This is a genomic window from Sphaerochaeta sp. UBA5849 (assembly GCA_002432715.1).
Lineage (GTDB): Bacteria > Spirochaetota > Spirochaetia > Sphaerochaetales > Sphaerochaetaceae > Sphaerochaeta.
In genome coordinates, this window is sequence record DJGJ01000073.1 from 43,253 (window position 1) to 62,108 (window position 18,856).

General features: G+C 49.7%; 16 protein-coding genes. 1 reads left to right on the forward strand and 15 read right to left on the reverse strand.

Annotated elements, in window-relative coordinates; translation table 11 throughout:
- Window positions 1–42: 42 nt before the first annotated feature.
- From B3K89_RS12845 to B3K89_RS12905, 13 genes are all read right to left on the reverse strand, one after another.
- Window positions 43–408, reverse strand: coding sequence for a flavodoxin family protein (locus B3K89_RS12845; protein ID WP_293896386.1), 366 nt, complete (start codon window positions 406–408; stop codon window positions 43–45).
- A 121-nt stretch (window positions 409–529) separates the two neighbouring features.
- Window positions 530–874: a preprotein translocase subunit SecG gene (gene secG, locus B3K89_RS12850; RefSeq protein ID WP_293896389.1), complete on the reverse strand. Its 345-nt coding sequence runs from the start codon at window positions 872–874 to the stop codon at window positions 530–532.
- Between the two features lie 17 nt (window positions 875–891).
- Window positions 892–1,644, reverse strand: a complete 753-nt coding sequence (gene tpiA, locus B3K89_RS12855; RefSeq protein WP_293896392.1) for a triose-phosphate isomerase — start codon at window positions 1,642–1,644, stop codon at window positions 892–894.
- Window positions 1,641–2,825 (reverse strand): phosphoglycerate kinase, encoded by a 1,185-nt coding sequence (locus B3K89_RS12860; protein ID WP_293896395.1) that lies wholly within the window; start codon window positions 2,823–2,825, stop codon window positions 1,641–1,643. The genes tpiA and B3K89_RS12860 overlap by 4 nt, the downstream gene beginning before the upstream one ends.
- A 101-nt stretch (window positions 2,826–2,926) precedes the next feature.
- Window positions 2,927–3,931 (reverse strand): type I glyceraldehyde-3-phosphate dehydrogenase, encoded by a 1,005-nt coding sequence (gene gap, locus B3K89_RS12865; protein WP_293896398.1) that lies wholly within the window; start codon window positions 3,929–3,931, stop codon window positions 2,927–2,929.
- Window positions 3,932–4,011: 80 nt separating this feature from the next.
- A complete protein-coding gene (locus B3K89_RS12870; RefSeq protein WP_345907513.1) occupies window positions 4,012–4,746 on the reverse strand; it encodes a hemolysin family protein in 735 nt (244 codons plus the stop codon).
- Between the two features lie 32 nt (window positions 4,747–4,778).
- Complete coding sequence (gene ybeY / locus B3K89_RS12875; protein WP_345907514.1) at window positions 4,779–5,258, reverse strand: rRNA maturation RNase YbeY; 480 nt, start codon at window positions 5,256–5,258, stop codon at window positions 4,779–4,781.
- A gap of 25 nt (window positions 5,259–5,283) precedes the next feature.
- Window positions 5,284–7,500, reverse strand: a complete 2,217-nt coding sequence (locus B3K89_RS12880) for an HDIG domain-containing metalloprotein (RefSeq protein WP_345907515.1) — start codon at window positions 7,498–7,500, stop codon at window positions 5,284–5,286.
- The gene (locus B3K89_RS12885; protein ID WP_345907516.1) at window positions 7,497–8,477 is read right to left on the reverse strand and encodes a PhoH family protein; all 981 of its coding nucleotides are present in this window, start codon (window positions 8,475–8,477) and stop codon (window positions 7,497–7,499) included. Before B3K89_RS12885 ends, B3K89_RS12880 begins: the two co-directional genes overlap by 4 nt.
- Window positions 8,478–8,485: 8 nt before the next feature.
- Window positions 8,486–11,584, reverse strand: a complete 3,099-nt coding sequence (locus B3K89_RS12890) for a hypothetical protein (protein WP_345907517.1) — start codon at window positions 11,582–11,584, stop codon at window positions 8,486–8,488.
- On the reverse strand, window positions 11,571–14,405 hold the full coding sequence (uvrA, locus tag B3K89_RS12895; protein ID WP_293896416.1) for an excinuclease ABC subunit UvrA: 2,835 nt from the start codon (window positions 14,403–14,405) through the stop codon (window positions 11,571–11,573). Before uvrA ends, B3K89_RS12890 begins: the two co-directional genes overlap by 14 nt.
- Window positions 14,395–15,438 carry a flavodoxin-dependent (E)-4-hydroxy-3-methylbut-2-enyl-diphosphate synthase gene (ispG, locus tag B3K89_RS12900; protein ID WP_293896419.1) on the reverse strand — a complete coding sequence of 348 codons (1,044 nt, stop codon included), beginning with the start codon at window positions 15,436–15,438 and terminating at the stop codon, window positions 14,395–14,397. Before ispG ends, uvrA begins: the two co-directional genes overlap by 11 nt.
- A gap of 54 nt (window positions 15,439–15,492) precedes the next feature.
- Window positions 15,493–15,924: a YhcH/YjgK/YiaL family protein gene (locus B3K89_RS12905; protein ID WP_293896422.1), complete on the reverse strand. Its 432-nt coding sequence runs from the start codon at window positions 15,922–15,924 to the stop codon at window positions 15,493–15,495.
- A gap of 108 nt (window positions 15,925–16,032) precedes the next feature.
- Between B3K89_RS12905 and B3K89_RS12910 the strand changes: the two genes are divergently transcribed.
- A complete protein-coding gene (locus B3K89_RS12910) occupies window positions 16,033–16,491 on the forward strand; it encodes a methylated-DNA--[protein]-cysteine S-methyltransferase (RefSeq protein ID WP_293896425.1) in 459 nt (152 codons plus the stop codon).
- A gap of 66 nt (window positions 16,492–16,557) precedes the next feature.
- On the opposite strand, the gene B3K89_RS12915 is transcribed toward B3K89_RS12910, so the two are convergent.
- Together B3K89_RS12915 and B3K89_RS12920 are read right to left on the reverse strand one after the other, a co-directional pair.
- Window positions 16,558–16,995, reverse strand: coding sequence for a V-type ATP synthase subunit K (locus B3K89_RS12915; protein WP_293896428.1), 438 nt, complete (start codon window positions 16,993–16,995; stop codon window positions 16,558–16,560).
- A gap of 31 nt (window positions 16,996–17,026) precedes the next feature.
- A partial coding sequence (locus B3K89_RS12920; RefSeq protein WP_345907518.1) for an ATPase occupies window positions 17,027–18,856 on the reverse strand: 1,830 nt, incomplete at its 5' end.

Here is an 18,856-nt window from a genome sequence, read left to right on the forward strand (position 1 = left end):
ACTCCTAGGTCTCAAGGTACTCTTTTAGGGGAAGAGAATCAATCAAATCTGCAGATGTTTGCCAACTGCCTTGGCAAAATCCACCTTGGATATCAGTTCACTCTTCTTGAGGAACATTCCTTCTTTTTCCATGGCCTTCATCAGGACCTGCAGTGTCTTCGTCGACCGCAGTCCACCTTTGGTAATAAAAGCCATGCAACGTTTGCCGGAAATGGAACCGGCGGATTTTAGAAAACCCGATACAGAGGCAGGAATCTTTCCGCCAAAAAAAGTCGGACTTTCTGTTCCGATGATCAAATAGTCATAAAAGGAAACGATTTTGCCAGCCTCAAGGGTCATATCAAATACATCCACAAGGTGTCCTTGCCCTGATATACCTTCGCTAAGCGCATTGGCTATCGCTTTCATCTTCTCATTGTTTTTCGCCACTGGTGCATAGAGGACACAAACTCGCATGATACCTCCCTTGAAACAGCTACCGACCGCTATTACGCGGCCGGTAGTCGATAGTTAGAACGCAGCTACCGTCCTAGTTGGTACTGGGTACTTCACCAGCGGCTGCGGCTTCACTGGTTTTCCACCAGTCGGTTGTCTGCTGTACCTGTTCAGTGGTTACGGAGTCGAGCAGTTTGTCTTGAGACGGAGTCTTGTTGACAAAGGCTACTACGAGAGCCAGTACCAAAAAGAGCACGGCAAGCGTTCCCGTGGCCTTCGTTACAACACTGCTTGCATGTGAACCAAAGGCAGTATTGCTTCCACCACCAAAAATGCCACCCAAGCCTTCACTCTGTTCATCCTGAACTGCGACAAGAAAAACCAAAAGCAAGCTGACAATCACGAATAAGACCAACAGAATAATGCTCAAAACACCCATTTCTCTACTCCGGTTACTTACTTATCGAAGTTCACAATCGGAAGGAACTGCTCCACGGAAAGCGAAGCTCCGCCAACCAATGCACCATCGATATGCTCCTTGGACATCAAGGCTTTCACATTCGAAGCCTTCACTGAACCACCATACTGTATAATGAGCTCTTCTGCAACACCCTTTGTATAGAGTTTTGCAATAAGCGAACGGATAAAAGCATGTGCTGCGTCAGCATCTTCGGGGGTTGCAGTCTTCCCTGTGCCGATAGCCCAAACCGGTTCATACGCCAAGGTGATGCTCTTCATCTGCTCAGCTTTCACCCCCTTGAGGCCTTCAGTCACCTGCCTGGTCAACACTTCTTCAAGTTTTCCACTCTCCCGTTCAGCAAGCGTCTCACCGATGCACAAATCGACGTCCATACCCTGGGAAAGAGCCAACAGCACCTTCCTGTTGATGAACTGGTCGGTCTCACCAAAGAGGGCCCGTCTTTCACTATGACCCAGAATCACCGTATTGACGCCAAGATCCTTGAGCATCAGGGCGCTGACCTCTCCGGTAAAGGCACCGCTGAGGTTGTCGCTCATATTCTGGGCTGCAACAATGATCGATGAGCCTTTTACAACCTCGACCACTTTAGGTATGGTGACAAACGGCGGGGCAATCATCACCTTCACCGTTGAGCCTTTCAAGGCTTCAACCAACTCCTTGGCGAACGCTGCACCTTCGCTGGGAGTCATATTCATTTTCCAGTTGCCTGCAATATAGGGTTTTCTCATCTCACTTTCTCCAATGCCTTGATGCCGGGAAGCACTTGTCCTTCGAGGAACTCGAGGGAGGCGCCGCCGCCGGTACTGACGTGACTGATCTTATCTGCAAGATTGAACTTGTTGATGGCGGCAACGGAATCCCCGCCACCTACAACCGTTGTTGCACTGCTTTGAGCCAGAGCTTTCGCCACGGTAAGGGTTCCATTGGCAAACGAGTCGAACTCGAATACACCCATCGGACCATTCCAGACAACACTCTTCGCCTTTTTAACGGCTTCAACAATGAGCTTTACCGTCTTGGGTCCGATATCCATACCGATCAGATTCTCGGGAATATCTGCCGAATCAACCTGGACTACGGCGGTATCTTCCTTGAACTCTGCACCACAGAGGTGATCTACCGGAAGGATTACCTGTACACCCCTCTGTTTTGCTTTTGCCAAGAAGGAAGCGGCAGTCTCCTTGTATTCTTCCTCAACCAGACTCTTGCCGATGCTGTGGCCCTGCACGGCAAGGAAGGTGTAAGCCATGCCGCCGCCGATTACGATGGTATTACAGGTGCGTACCAGACTCTCAAGCACGCTGATCTTGCTGGAGACCTTCGAACCACCGATGATGGCGACAAACGGCTTATCAGGATTCTCAAGAAGCGGAGCCATGAACTTCACTTCCTTCTCAATCAGGAAACCGGCATAGGAAGGAAGATAGTGTGCAACACCCTCGGTGGAAGCATGTGCACGGTGGGCCGTACCAAAAGCATCGTTGACATACACATCACCGAAAGCAGCCAGACTCTTTGCAAATTCAGGATCATTCGCCTCTTCTTCAGCATAGAAACGTACGTTCTCAAGCAACAATACGTCACCTTTCTTTAATTCGGCAACCTGGGCTGCAACTTCACTGCCAATAACATCCTTGGCCAAAATCACAGGCCTTCCGAGCAACTCGGAAAAGCGCTTGGCAATCGGGGCCATGGAGAATTCAGGGTTTTTCTTTCCCTTGGGTCTTCCGAAATGGCTCATCACCACCAATGACGCCCCATGCTCAAGCAGATAGTTGATCGTAGGAAGAGCTGCCTGGATACGGGTATCGTCGGTCACCACGCCATCCTTCAACGGTACGTTGAAATCAACACGGACCAAAGCTTTCTTATTGGAAAAATCACACTCCCGAATGGTATTAAGAATCATAGGTTTCCTCTTTTGATACGTAGGATGAATTTGGTTCTACAGCCGTACTGAGCAAATCAGGCCTGCTCTGCAACAGGCCTGACCCACATGGTGTACAAACGTTATTTCACCAGCTTCCTGGCAAGGTCGACAACACGGGTGGAATATCCCATCTCGTTGTCATACCAGCTGATAACCTTGAACATCTTCTCACCCATCTTCATGGTGAGAGAGGCATCGAAAACGGAGGAGTGGTTGTTGCCGACGATGTCGTGGGAAACAATCGGATCCTCGGTATACTGCAAAATATTCTTCATTGCACCTTCGGCGGCCTTCTTGACGGCTGCATTCACTTCCTCGACGGTTGCATCCTTCTCAAGCAGCACAACCAAGTCGACAACAGAACCGGCGGGCACGGGTACTCTCATGGCCATGCCATTGAGCTTGCCCTTCAGCTCAGGAATTACTTCACTGACCGCCTTTGCAGCACCGGTGGTGGTTGGAATGATGGAGACAGCGCCGGCTCTCGCCCTTCTGAGATCCTTATGTGGCTGGTCGAGCATGACCTGGTCGTTGGTGTAGGCATGGACAGTGGTCATCAAACCACGTTCAATGCCGAAGTTGTCCTGCAGAACCTTGGCAAGCGGTGCCAAGCAGTTTGTGGTGCAGGAAGCATTGGAATATGCAAGCAGGCTGTAATCAATCTTGTCGTCATTTACACCGCAAACAATGGTCTGGTCGATCTTGTCCTTGGCGGGAACAGTGAGGATAACCTTTTTGGCTCCGGCCTTGATGTGATCCTTGTAGCCACCCTTCGGGCTTTCCGCCTGGGTGAATACACCAGTTGACTCGATTGCTACATCGACTCCAAGCTCTTTCCAAGGCAGCTCCGAGGGGTTGCGCAGGGCATAGACAGGAATCGATTTTCCATCAACTACAATAGCGTTTTCAGTAGCGACTACGCTTTTGGCATATACTCCGTAAGTGGAGTCGTATTTCAGAAGATGCGCAAGAGTCTTTGGATCGGTGAGGTCATTGATGCCTACAATCTCAATGTTCTTGTCTTCAAAAGCCACCTTGAAAACATTGCGTCCGATTCTTCCGAAACCATTAATTGCAATTTTCATTGTTTGTGTTCCTCCGGGAATTCTTGTTGTGTATCGATATTAATATACTGTTTTCCATCTCTCAGGGTCAACGTATATACTTATGATTTGACAACCAATTTCAATTGGTTGATCTTGTGTCCGTCGATATCCTCGACGGTAAAAATTGCTTCATCGTCCTCGACCGATTCATCCTTGAGGGGAATTCTTCCGAACAGCTCGAAAACATACCCCCCGATCGTCTCGAAATCCTCCTCGGAGAGATGCAAGCCGACCGATTCGTTGACTTCCTCGATGGAAGTACGGGCTTCTACGACAAAGGTATTGTCATCAAGTTTGCAGATACCATCGTCCTCATCCTCATCAAACTCATCCTGGATTTCTCCGACAATGACCTCAAGGATGTCTTCCATGCAGACAATGCCGCTGACGCCTCCGTACTCATCGATGGCGATGGCGATATGTACCTTCCGTAACTTGAACTCCCTGAGCAGGTCGTCCAGATGCTTGCTCTCGGGTATGAAATAGGGCTTGCGCATCAGTGCTTTTGCATTGAAGACGTTGGATATGCCGTGCCTGAGGATATCCTTGGCATACAGCACCCCGACGATATTGTCGATGGTCTGTTCATAGACCGGATATCGGGAATATCCTTGCTCCTGGATGATTGTGTATAATTCATCCAAAGTGATATCACTGCTGATGAATTGGACATCAACACGAGGAACCATGATCTCCTTGACCGTCTTGTCCTTCAGTTCCCGAATACCCTCGATCATGGTCTGTCGTTCTTCCAAATCCACCTTGGACTGCAATTCACGATCTTTGCCTTCCAACTTTTTCCTAAACAGACCTCTCCATGGCAAGCTCAACGTTTGCTCCCCCTAACTTGCTGCAGCAGCTGCTCCTGTTTCACCAACATCGGCTCATCAGCGTCGTTTGTTTCATGATCCTCGCCCAACAAGTGCAGAAGACCGTGAATCAGCAGACGATGCAACTCCTCATCTGGTTCTACACTAAAGGATAGTGCATTTCTTTTCAAGGTATCGAGAGAAATAACCATGTCACCCAGAACATGAATTTCCTGAGGAAGCGAGCCTGATTCTTCAAAAACAACCTCCGGCCAGGTGAAATCCTCCACATCGTCCTCCTGAACGAAAGAAAGAATATCGGTCGGCTCGTCCTTGTCCCGGTACTTCTTGTTCAATTGTTGCATAGCTTCGTCGCTGACAAAACTGACTGAGAATTCACAGCTGCCCTCGTCCAGCAAAAGAAGGACTTCTTCCAATCGCTTGATGACGAGCATCCGGTCGGCAATCTGCTGATACGCCTCTTTCTCATAGCTCACATCAATATAATACGTTTCCAATTTTTCACTCTCCCCTGGATTTCTGATCCTGTTCTTCAGGATACTCGATTCTGTGATGGTCCCTGCCGATCAAGGTTTGAACAAAAGCATCCTCAATATGGTCAAGGTCGGTCAAAGAAAGCTGAGAGTCCTTCAGTTGGTCCCGTTCAAACTTACCCATGATGATGGCATGAACCAATTTCTGATATTTTGAATGGTTTGGTTTCTTGATGGTTCTGCTTGCAGCCTCCACACAGTCTGCAAGCATGACTATAGCCGATTCGGGGAAGGTGGGAGGACTTCCTGTATAGGAGTAATCATCCTCATTGACCTCTATTTGAGCAAGCTGGGCTTGTTCTTTTGCCTCTTTGTAGAAGAATTGGATGACATCGTTGCCGTGATGCTGGGCGATGATATCCAGCACCTCCTGCGGCAGCCCAGCCTCCCTGCCCTTCTCAAGGCCGAGCTTCACATGGCTTTTGATGATTGCGGCGGACAAGCTGGGCTTGATGTCATCGTGCTTGTTTTCAGTACCTTGGTTTTCAATGAAATACTCGGGATGGTCGGATTTGCCGATATCGTGATACATACCACCGACCCGGGCAAGCATGGCGTTGGCACCAATAGCCTTTGCAGCCTGGTAAGCGAGTTCGGAAACATACCGCGAATGGTTGTAAGTGCCTTGTGCAACAGCGCCCAAACGATCGAGTACCGGGCTGTCCGAAAAGGCGAGTTCACTGAGTCGATATGTGGTGGGAATATTGAATATTCGTTCACACAAGGGTACCAAGGCTTCAACCATCACCAGGCTTATGGTGATATTCAGAATCATGCCGCCGATGAGGGGAAGCACCGACTGCAAGGGTAGTCCCACCAACAAGTTCAATGCAAGCGCAGCAAAGCTGCAGATGACAGTGGCATAGAACCAGTTGAACAAGTCTTCCAGACGCTTGAACGTGTATCTGAAGAAATACAAGCAGATGCCACCGGCTGTCAGGCTGAAGAAAAACGTCATTGCGGATGCCTGGGGCATCAGCGAAGCATAACAGGAGAGCAAGAACGCGGCAACCAAGCCAAGGCGTTTCTTGCTGGTGATGTGGGCGGTGAACATGGGGGCAAACAAGGTTGGCAAAAATGAATCGAGAAACAGGATCGATTGTGTTTGCAAGAGGCGGGATACCGCATACATGGCGAGCAAGGAGAATGCCACCGATGCAAGCATGAGATTCAAATACAGATAGAGCCGTTTCTCAGCATAGAGGAATTGAATGAAAACATAGACTGAAACACTGGTGGAAAGCAGAATGAAAACGGCCCTGCCGATCAATTCAAGAACGGTGTACTGGAAGGCTTCATTTCCCATTGCTTTTAGCAACGCCAACTGTTGCTCGGTGATAACGGTATCCTTGGTGATAATTTTCTCACCTCGTTCGACCATCACTTCAATGCTTTGTACAGAATCAGCGGCTTTCTGACGTTCGGTGAGCGTTTGAATCTCTTCATACACCACATTTTCTTCCAAAAGCCAGGTGAGGGCGTCGACAAGCAGATACGGCTGGAACATCGGGTAAACCTTCCGATACCCATCAAGCCAGGTTGTCAAGTTGGTTTGAAGCGTCTCCTTGGTAAGGACCGTTGCAAGTGGCTTGCTCTCCAACTGTGCCGCTTTCTGCATGGAAACAGTATTCTGAAGTACATAGGAATCAAATCCTTGCTCCTTGAGTGCGGCGACATCTGCTGCTGCAAAAAGGCCCTGCTTGAGAATCATTTCCGTTGTTTCTTCAAGTGCCTGAAGGAAGAAAGAACGATCTTCTTCGGACATGGAGCGGACTCGATTGATCACATTGCCGGTATCAATCAATTGCAATGCGTCATCTGTGCCATTTTGTGGGTTGCTTGCCAATGCAATAAATGAATCGACGCGTTGGCTGCTGAGCATGGTGGCCTTCAGGGAGAATGAAAACAGCGGAGGAACAGACTTCTGTTTCTCCTCCATCAAGGCTTTCGTACGCTTCTCGTCAACATAGTTGAAATTTTTCGATGCATAGACATCATCCTCGGCAAGCTCTCCGACTTGATACATCCTGCCCCTGCTCTGCAGAAGACTTTCACCTGATTGGGTGCTGAAAAGGGGAACCAGCATGGCAAGGACAACAATAACGACGATGAAGGCTATGGAAAGCTGACGCTCAAATTTACTAGGTTTTCGTTTATCGCCCAATCGCAAACTCTGGCTTTTCATAGGCTGCTCCGCTTCTCTTTGTTCACGTCCTGTGCATAGGCATCTATGATGCGGCTTACAATCCGGGAACGAACAACATCGCGTGAATCAAACAGAATAAAATCGAGCCCTTCAATGCCATTGAGAATGTGCATGGCATGCACCAGACCGCTATCCTTGTTGCGCGGCAGGTCGACCTGGCTGATATCTCCCGTGACGATTGCATTCGAATTTTCTCCAAGGCGGGTTAAAAACATCTGCATTTGCTCCTTGGTGGTGTTTTGCGCCTCGTCGAGAATGATTATCGCATTCTGCAGGGATCGACCGCGCATATACGCCAACGGTGCGATCTCTATGCTGCCGTTCTCTTCAAGGCGGCGGATGTTCTGCACGCTGATCATCGATTCCATTGCATCGTACAAAGGTCGTAGATATGGATTGATCTTTTGTGCCAAATCACCGGGAAGGAAGCCCAGGTTCTCTCCCGCCTCCACAATGGGTCGTGTAAGAATCAACTTATGGCGTTTCCCCGAAAGAAGCAGGCTCAGGGCATACGCAACAGCCAGGAAGGTTTTGCCGGTACCGGCGGGACCTATGCCGAACACTATCTGGTTCTCTTCCATGCTCTTGATATATGCTTCCTGACGAGGGTTCTTCGGGTATGCAAACCTGTTGTGAACACAAATGAATGGCTTCTCATCCACCTGCCGCGCCAAAGCCTCGTCAATCGTCAAAGAAGCATGCTTCAAACTTTGGAACTCCATGAAAATTTCGGCTTCACTGAAATAGTGTTGTTGTTCGGAAACACGCTTCAATCGCTCAATCAATTGCTGAAATCGGTTGACAACCGCATCATCCTTGCTCAAGCAAGAGACGGTATTGCCTTTTACATACATATCGCATCCAAGCAAAGCCTCAAGGTACGGCAGGTTCCGGTCGTTGATTCCCAGAACTCGCTGCATTTGCTCTTCACTTGAGAATTCCACACTTCTATCCATTCGCAATCCTATGTTGCCGGTGTACGTATCCATTCTTGATCGGATTGCGTCCACTTCTCTGCCACATTCAACTCTGGGATGGTATTCCAAGTAAGGAACACCGATACTGTTGGAACCCAGTTGTATTGATTGTTCGATAATACAACACTTCCGGTGTATTTACAATTCAACGACCAATCGCCCAAGTAGTGGACCAAATCAAAGGTAATCGAACTGAGGTTGAATTGGGTCTTGTAGCGTCCATCACCCGTCATATCGAAACTTCTGAGCAGATCTTCCCATAAAAGCGGGAAGGAAAAAGCTCCTTGGTTGTCATAATACCTGAAGAAACCGGTATTCGAACTCTTGATGGAAAGATTGCAGTCAACAAATTCTGCAATACTGAACCCAAGGCTTCCAACCACATCCAGACTGCTTGCATACCTGTCTTGGAAGTGGAAATTGAAGGAAGTATCCAGGCCGAGCCTGAACTCAATGCGTCGTTTCCACATTCTGAAGGAGAGCTGTTTGGCGCTGATGGTTGCAATCAGCTTTTGACTTTCAAGCATGTTGATTGGGCCTTGCATCACATAGGTGACGGCAATGGAAGGAACCTCAGCCTTGAAGGTCAGATTATCAATCCAATCCTGGATATTCTTCGATGTAAGGCCTTGGTAGGAGATGTTTTGTGATAGCTTCAAGGTTTTGGCAAACAGTGAAGTTGTCAAACTTTGCTTCAAGGAAAGAGTATCCAGTGTACGCAGAGGATCTTTCTTGAGGTCGTAGTTGGCATCGACTTGGAAGGTGAATGCTGAAAGTGCAAACCGTACTTGACCGAACATTGCATCCTTTTTCAAGACATCGTCCTGCTCCGTCCATCGGTAGGAGGCTGAAAGCAAAAACGGTCCATTCGTGTAGGAAAGCTTGGGAAGCAAGGATTGGGTGACCGGGTGCAGACTTGCTGCAACAGATGGCGTGAGTGTACCATTTCCCAGCGATACAGCCTTCTCGAATTTTATCTGGTGAATGGTTACCGTATCCTTGGTAAAAGCATACTCCTCTATTTTGCTTTCTGGTTCTACAACCCCTTTTGTCTGTGTCTGCTGGAATCGATACAAGCGTTGGCTGAGTGTATAGGAGAGACCGAGCAGGGGTAGTTCTGCCTTGGTGACGCTGAAAAGTTGCATCTCCTGGTTGTAAAACACATTCTTGCTCTGGTCCTCAACCACGCTGATCTGGGGAATGATCTCCTGTGAGAGCTTGAACATGTAAGAATGTGGTGAAGCAGACAGGACGAAAGAACCTTTGGTGAAGCTGTACAGATACGCATCGTCCTCCCAATCGAGGGCAGAAGTGGTCTGTGTCAGAGAGTGCGTAAGCTTCTGGTCGATTGAATAGGTGAATGCCAAGTCCCGGGTTGCAACGGTCTTTGTCTTCTGTGCACCGGCTATAACAGTCTCATATGCTTTGGGAACCAACGGCGGAAGTTCAAGAGAGGCCATTTCAATCTTCTCGGCCTTCTTGGGTTCAATCGGTGAAGAGAGAGAGAGCAGTGAACCGGAAATGTTCATCTGCAACTCCGGGATGACTACGTTCTTCAAAACATAGCTGTATTCGTTGTTCTCACTCTGCCAATCCCATCTCGCCTGTGCGCTGAGACTGGAGATGGTCAGGGTGGAAAGATAAGGGGACAACACAGTCTTGGGAAGTTTGAAAGAACTGGCAAGCTTCCAGGTATAGCTGGTAATGTCACTGTTGAAATCGGTGGGAAACTCTTGTGTCTTTCCCAAGGGGGCGTCGAACGAGAACATGGTCAGACGGTTTGCATAGAGTCGTTTCACCTTGGGATCGGAGTAATAAGGAACATCCAAACGGATATCAGCATAGGTTGTGTCGAGCTTGAGGGAGTGTTCACCGTAATAGCGATGGATAGGAGCATCAGAATAGGCAGTCAAGGTGTCCTTGCCATCGATATAGAGGGCAAGAGACCCATGTGAATCGATGATTAATTTTTTTTCCAAAAGGGAGATATGACTGGTAAGGGCGGTGTGTAATCCAGCCAGTTCATAGGCATCCGCCAAAAAAGTCAGGTAGGAGCCGCTCAGTCGCGCCCAGTTCTGAAAAGCGGATTCGCTCTCCCTCGCCGTGTAGAGGATTCCATCGGGAAACAATGCCTGGCTGTTTGATGCAGAGAGCAGACTGGCAAAGCTGGATTTTTCACTCTCTGCAAGCTTTGGATTGGTCCCAAACAATTCAAAACTCGTAGAAACAAACATTCCCCGCTCACTGGAAAAACCCATTGCAGGATTACCTGCCATCCTGTTCCCCGGAAACAAGAAAAATGGTGTCCAAAACACCGGAACCCTTCCAATATGCAAGGTGGCATGCTGTATCATCAAATCCCCGCCACTGAGAAACATGAGCTGTTTCGCCCTGATGGAAGAGAGAGGGTCTTCCCTCTTGGTACCGATCCACCCATCGCTGTAGACAAGACTTGACGCCTTACTGGCATACGTTATCTGTTTTCCGGAGGTGTAGAGGGTTATTTTCTGGTCTTCGCTGTTGGTTTTCTCGCTTTGGGTTGTTGCCCCCTTTATGAATAAGAGGGAATTTGACCAATCAAGGGTAATGATGGTGCCTTCAACGTGTTGCAAAGCGCTATCGATTTGCGGGTCTGCATAGGACACGGAGCCTTGTGCACTGAGGATGGAATGCTCCAGATCGATGAGCATTCTTTGGGCGGATAATTTTTTTTCCTTCTCCTCCCCTTCCAACTTGAAGGAAACCACCACATTGCCGTCAAGCTGAACAAGGGAGGACGCGCTGTTTGTAGTCAAGCGGTCGGCAGAGATGATGCTCATCTCATATTGCCTGTCGGTCTGTTCCTGCAAAGCGAAGGAAGCAACTTCCAAGTGGTGATAGGCAAGCAGCTGCCGACGCAACAACTCGGGCTCGGCAGGAGGTAGGTTCCTCAAGCGAGCCATTTCCTCGAGGATTCTTTCATCCGCCTGCTGGATGCTGAGCGCAAGCATCAAATTGTCAGCTTGTGCATACAGAACAGAACCCATGATGCATATCAGGGCAAAAAGGCAGATAATCCTGTTTGGCGCACGTTCAACCTTTCTCATGGAACATCTGAGCAAGATAATACCCTGTGTGGGAGTCCTTGCATAGGGCAAGTTGCTCAGGAGTTCCGGTTGCCACGACCATTCCGCCGCCGTCCCCGCCTTCGGGGCCGAGATCGATGAGGTGGTCGGCTTGCATGATCACATCGAGGTTGTGTTCAATCAAAAGCACAGTGTTGCCTTGATCAACCAGCCGGTTGAGGACCTCCATCAACTTCTTCACATCGGCAAAGTGCAGTCCGGTTGTGGGCTCATCAAGCACATACAAGGTTTTCCCCGTCCCGTACTTGGAGAGCTCCAGACTCAACTTGACCCTCTGAGCCTCTCCTCCGCTGAGTGTAAGGGCACTCTGACCAAGTTTTATGTACTCAAGACCTACAGAAACAAGGGTATCTATCTTGCGCTTGATTTTTGGGATGGCGCTAAAGAATTCACTCGCCTCCTCCATCGTCATATCCAAGACTTCGTGAATATTCTTGCCCTTGTATCTGACAGCCAGCGTTTCCTTATTGAAACGTTTGCCGTGGCACACATCGCAGGTAACATACACATCAGGAAGAAAATTCATCTCAATCTTGAGCGTACCGTCGCCCTGACAGTTCTCGCATCGGCCGCCCTGCACATTGAAAGAGAAGCGCCCGCTCTTGTACCCCCGTGCCTTGCTGTCAGGCAAGGAGGCAAACAGTTCACGAATCGCAGTGAACACACCGACATAGGTTGCCGGATTGCTCCTTGGAGTTCTTCCGATCGGGCTTTGGTCGATGTTGATCACCTTGTCCAGGTTCTCAACCCCCGAGATGGTGGAAAACCCATCATAGTTCGGATGTTTGCGGGAAAGCTGCCTGCGTACAGCGGGTAGCAACACCTCATTGAGCAGAGAACTCTTTCCACTCCCGGAAACTCCGGTGAAAACGACCAATTTCCCCAAGGGAATTTCTACATCGATGTGTTTGAGATTATTCTTGTTTGCACCTTCAATGCGAATGGCATGGGAATTGCCGGCCCTTCGGGTGGAAGGAATTTCCATGTTCAGTTCACCGCAGAGATACCGGCCAGTGATGCTGTCGGGATTGAGGGCGACCTCCTCCGGCTTGCCTTGTGCGGTGATGTAGCCGCCATGCACACCGGCCCCCGGGCCTAAATCAACGAGGTAGTCAGCTTCACGAATGGTTGCTTCGTCGTGTTCCACAACCAAGACCGTATTGCCCAAGTCCCTGAGGTGTTTCAACGTGTCAATCAGTTTTTGATTGTCTCGCTGATGGAGGCCTATGGAAGGTTCATCCAACACATACAGCACGCCGCTCAAGGCGGAACCGATCTGCGTAGCAAGGCGGATGCGTTGGGCCTCGCCCCCACTGAGGGTGGCACTGCTGCGATCAAGGGTCAGGTAATTCAACCCGACATCACGCAAAAACGAGAGTCGGCTGCGAATCTCTTTCAGGATTTGGTAGGAGATTTGCTGCTGGCTCTCAGTCAAGGTCAGCTTCTGGAAGAAACCATTCGCTTCCTTGACCGACAACCTGGTCGCCTGCATGATGTTCAAGTCGTTGATGGTGACGGCAAGGGCTTCCTCACGGAGCCGGTCGCCATGACAGACCGGACAGACTTTCGAAGTCTGGAAGCTGTTCATCCACATCTTGATCTGCATGCTGTTCGTCTCATAGTACCGACGTTGCAAATCAGGAATGATTCCGGGAAACGGTTTTTCAACCCGATAGGTCTGGCTCGACTTCTCCCTGGTATACTCAACGAAAACATGTTCTTTCGTCCCATAGAGAATCGCCTGGATCGTCTCTTCTTTCAAATCAGCGAAGGGAGTATCCAAGGTGAACTTGAAATGTTTTGCAAGAGCCTCGAACTGGGAGCGGGCCCATTGGGCATCGGGGTTCATGGTAGCAATGGCGCCTTCGTTGAAGCTTTTCGAGTAGTCGGGAATCACCAGGTCGGGATCGAATTCCGTCTTAACCCCCAGGCCGTTGCACTCAGGACATGCACCAAAAGGATTGTTGAAACTAAAAAGCCTGGGTTCCAGTTCCGGCATGGTGATTCCGCAATGGGCGCAGCTGTTGCGCTCACTGTAAATCTCTTCATGTTCCTCATCGTTGTCACCCAAAAAGGTGATCTTTACCAAGCCTTGGGTCATCTCGATGCAGGTCTCAATACTCGAAACAAGACGAGTACGGATTTCGCTCTTTAAAATCAGTCGATCGACTACGACATCGATGGAGTGCTTGTACTGTTTATCCAGCTTGATGGGGTCTTCCAGATTGAACATCTGTCCATCGACCTTGACCCTGACAAATCCAGAAGCTTTTGCATCGTCAAAGACTTTCTTGAACTCCCCCTTCTTCCCGATTGCAACTGGTGCACTGACAATGATTCTTGTGCCTTCCTGCGCCTTGAAAATGGCATCGATGATCTGGTCGATGCTCATCTCGCTGATAGGACGGCCGCACACATGACAATGAGGAGCCCCCACGCGCGCCCACAAGAGACGAAAATAGTCATAAATCTCGGTAACCGTTCCAACAGTCGAGCGAGGATTGCGATGGGTTGATTTCTGTTCGATGGCGATTGCAGGGCTCAAGCCTTCCATGTAATCGACATCGGGTTTGTCCATCCTGTCCAAGAACATTCGAGCATAGGAGCTGAGGCTTTCCACATAGCGTCGCTGTCCCTCGGCGAAAATGGTATCAAAGGCAAGCGAGCTTTTGCCGCTTCCGGAAATCCCGCTGATGACGATCAGCTGGTCCTTGGTCAATTCGAGGTCAAGGTTCTTCAGATTGTGTTCTCTCGCACCTTTGATAATCAATCTATTTGGCATGTTCAATGGCTTCCAACAAAGCAGCTTTGGCATCCTGCTGCGTGACTTTCTTTACCAACACACCCTTCTCATAGAGAAAGATGCTGTTGCCGATGCCCGTGATCGCCAAATCAGCTGCTTTGGCTTCTCCAGGCCCATTTACTTGACACCCCATGATGGCCACCGTCAAATCCTTGTCGATGGTCAGCAGGTCTGCCTCGATGGACTGTAAAAATCCCTGTGAATCGAAACTATGACGGCCGCAACGAGGGCAACTGACAACCCGTATACCCTTCTTGCGCAACCCGAGGGTTCTCAACAGCTCTACTCCTGCCTGCACTTCGGTCTCGATCTCACCGGTGATGCTGATTCTCAGGGTATTGCCGATACCTTCGCTCAGGAGCTGGCCCAACGCCCACGTGGAGCGGGTGATTGCACTGACAACCGATCCCGCTTCGGTGACACCAAGATGCAGAGGATAGTCACTGAGACTTGCAAAGAGACGGTTCGCCTCGAGGGTGACCTCGGTGTCGCTGGCCTTCAGTGATACTACGGTATTGGTGAAGTTCGCCTGTTCAAACCAGGAGAGATAGGTCAAGGCGGTATTGCACATAAGAATTGGTACAGGATCATTGCCTTTGGGAAGCGATCCGCTGTTCAAACCAATCCTGATGGCCGTGTTGTGGTCCTTGGCGCTCTTGACCACCTCATCCACCTTCCATCTTGAGCCGATGTTGCCTGGATTTATCCGGATTTTCCGGCATCCGCACGCAATCGCATCCAAGGCGAGCTGATAATCGAAATGAATATCAGCAACCACGGGAATGGGGCTGTGCTTGCAAATATATGCAAACGATGCATGATCGTCCTTGGAAGGATAGGAGAATCGTATGATATCACAGCCCATGGCATTGAGCTTGCCTATCCGTCTGAGCAGGTCATCAAGTGCCCCAATGTCTTTTGGGAGGGCGCTGTCATACATCGTTTGTATGAGAATCGGAAAACCCCTGCCCAGTATTGCATTTCCAATCATTACCTGATGGTCACCTGTCATTGTACTTCTCCTCGTCCATCGTACACAAACACTTTACAATTGTAAAGTATGATCCTACGACTCCAAGACAATTGTCATTCGTTTCACATCGGAGGTCGAGTCCTTGCCTGCAATACCCAGGGCATAGGGTTCCCTGGGCATAAACAGGGTGAACATCCCAGGCTTCGCCGTAATGACCGTGCTGATCGGACTGTCGTTGATCTCCATCCAACCTGCATCGTCCTTGGCAACCCCCTTGCATCGCTCGCTGTAAGTCAAGCCGAACAATTCCTCTCCCTGAAGCATCACCACAAGGGTCGCAGCTGAATCATGGGCTCTGAAGGTACCGGAAAAAGCGGTCGGAACATACGATTCCACGGTCACGGAAAGTGTCCCGATTTGATAGGTCCTCTCCTCATGCGATGAGGCCAGGACCTCTTGGATCCGGTCAAAGCTCTCAAGAATGGGAGCATATTGTGTAAGATTTGCGAGACTATCGTGAATCATTGCCACCTCACCTGAAGCCTAGGATATACCAAAAGGGAAAGCTCTTACAAGAAGCGTCAAGGCCTGGGTCTGCTTGCCAAGCTCTTGAAGGTGCCGTACAGTTTTGTCATGTACTATACCAAACCGTATAACAGCCCGATAGGACCCTTGTACCTGACCTGTAGTGAGACCGCCATCACCAAGCTCTCCTTTCATGGCTCGGGCGCAGGGCCTGAAGCAGATCATCCTTTGCTCGATTTGGCTTTTCAGCAATTGGATGAGTATTTTGCCGGTACCAGGAAAGCATTCACCCTGCCCTTGGCAATCGAGGGAACCCGGTTTCAAAAACTCGTATATGCCGCCTTGCTGAATATCGGCTACGCCAAGACTGCAAGCTATGCAGAGATTGCCTGTGCCATCGGCAATCCAAAGGCTTGCCGGGCGGTCGGAATGGCCAACAACCGCAATAGGCTTGCCCTGCTCGTCCCCTGCCACCGTGTTATCGGAACAAATGGTTCATTGACCGGTTATGAGGGAGGCTTGGGGAAGAAAGCGTGGTTGTTGGATTTTGAACGCAGCCATAGCTGAACACACAAGAAAGAGCATCCCTGAACAAGGATGCCCTTCTTGATGAACCGTTGCTTGGTAAGCTGCTTATTGCAGAGCGAGCAGGCTGAAGACGAGGGTGAACAGTGCCACGGTCTCAACGATACCGATGACGATGAAGTAGTTGGCGGTTCCCTTTCCTGTTTCAGCGAGTGCATCACAAGCATTGGCGGCCACTTTTCCCTGCATCCATGCAGAAAGACCGATGGCAAGACCTCCGAAGACTCCAACACCAAGAGCCAGGGTTGATGCAGCGCCGGCGGCAATGGCGGCCGAGATGAAGTTCATCAACAAGAAGCCATAGATGGTCTGGGTAAGTGGAGCACCAGCGAATGCGACCATGATGAAGGGAGCGGGCTTGCCATTGGCATAGCACTTTTTCCAACCGCCGACGGCTGCCTGAGCTGCAGCACCTGCACCCAGTCCCGATCCGAGAGCTGAAAGAGCCAAGGCACAAGCCATTCCGATAAATTCCAAATTTGCCATGATTTTCTCCTTAGTTGTTACCAAACAACGATTAGTTTTCTTCCACCGTTTGTGCAAACGGTTCATATGCGATCCCGGTCCACTCCATTCCAAGCTGGCCGGAGAACTCCAAGAGATTGAGACGCACCCCATGTACGACCACACTGAGCAACCCCATCACCAAGTTCAGGGAGTGCCCGATAACCAAAATCAAAAGACCGGCCGGCAAAGCCCATCCGCCGAGCATGCCGCTTGCCATGCTGTTGAAACTTTGGGCGATTGCCACCGACGCCATGCCGACTGCAAACAATCTGATGTAGCTCATGATGTTCGAGAAGGCGCTGATGGTATTGAGGAAGGTGGTGAAAAAGCCACCCAACCCGCTGAGCAAGCCCTTCAAAAACGGTACACCGGGACCTTGACTTCCAAATCCGACAACCAGCAGGAATCCTACCCCGACGATGCTGAAAACCATCATAACATTGGCAGGTTCTCCCACTACCAGTTGGAGAACGATGAAATACAACGCCAGGATATCGATCAACCATCCGATGTCAGCGACAAAACTCAAATTCTTCTCCGGAATCTTGTGGATGATGTTCATGATGCAGGCCAGGGAAAGCTGGACCGTACCGATGATGAAGCAGAACTTCATCACTTGGTTCTGGGCTTGGACGGCACTAAGGCCAAAGAGCTCGGGATAGTTGGAAATGGAAGGAATCACCAACTTCTGCAGGAAAGGAAGAGCAATCAGGATCTCTTTCGACCCGAACCACGTACCTGTCAAGCTGCCCCATACCACCGTAGCAATACTCAAGACATAGATGAGCATCACCAAGGTTGTCGCCTTCTTTTGCTTTGCATGCAACCCGACCGCTATAGCCAAGAAGATCAAGCCATAGCCCGCATCTCCAATGATCATGGCGAAGAAGAGGGTGAAGAAGAGCAAAAACCAAGTGCTGATGTCATTTTCACGGTAACCGGGCACCGTTCCCAGGATGTCGAACACCGGCTTGATGATTCCCACACCCTTTGCATACTTGATCAGGGTTGGAGGAGTATCCTCCTGTGAGACATCATCGAGCAGATAGGCCCACTGATGGGTCTTTGCAAGGCTCTCAAACTTTGCAACTTCCGGTTCAGGCAGATAGCCGCATATCCAGGTCAGCTCGTCGCTTGTCTCAAGCAACTGTCCAACCCGTTCAAATCGCATCGCCATCTCGATTTTCTTCAGCTGCAGGGAAAGAGCATCAAGATATGCTCCTCCACGCTTCAAATCCTGCAGAACCTGGGCATGGAATTTTTCATTGGATGCTAAACGATTTTGCAGGAATCCAAGCCCGTGCTCAGGAAGGAAAAATCGAGTAGCAGACACTTCGGGGGGAAGCTCGCTGCCAACCGTGGCAATCGCTTCAAGGCCTCCCACGGGTGCCAATCTCAAGTACTCTATGGAGGAATCAAGTCTTTCCAAGTCTTTCTTTGAAAGCGTATAGAAGAACAACTTGATCCCTTGTGCTTCAAGTGAACGGACCTGGTCGGGGTCGAAATCACCCCAAGCTTTCAATGAATCAATCTGGATCTTGTCATGAGCCATCTCTTCTTCAAGTTTCTTCCTGCTGTCCAAAAGCCCTTGATAGCGCTCCAACACCTCGGCGAAGGCTTCATCAGAGAGAGAGAGCTGTTGCACCTTGGTCTTCTTGTCCTGCAAATCTTCAATGGAGGAACGTATTTGGCTGATCTGGTCGAATGACTTTTCAAGCCCCTCAATCCGGTCATTCCGTATTTGCTGGGTGTCGATATGCAAAAGGCCGGCTTTTCTCAGGTCCCTGAGCATCGAACGACCATTATGCGCCTGTACAATGATATAGGCTTTTTTCATTGG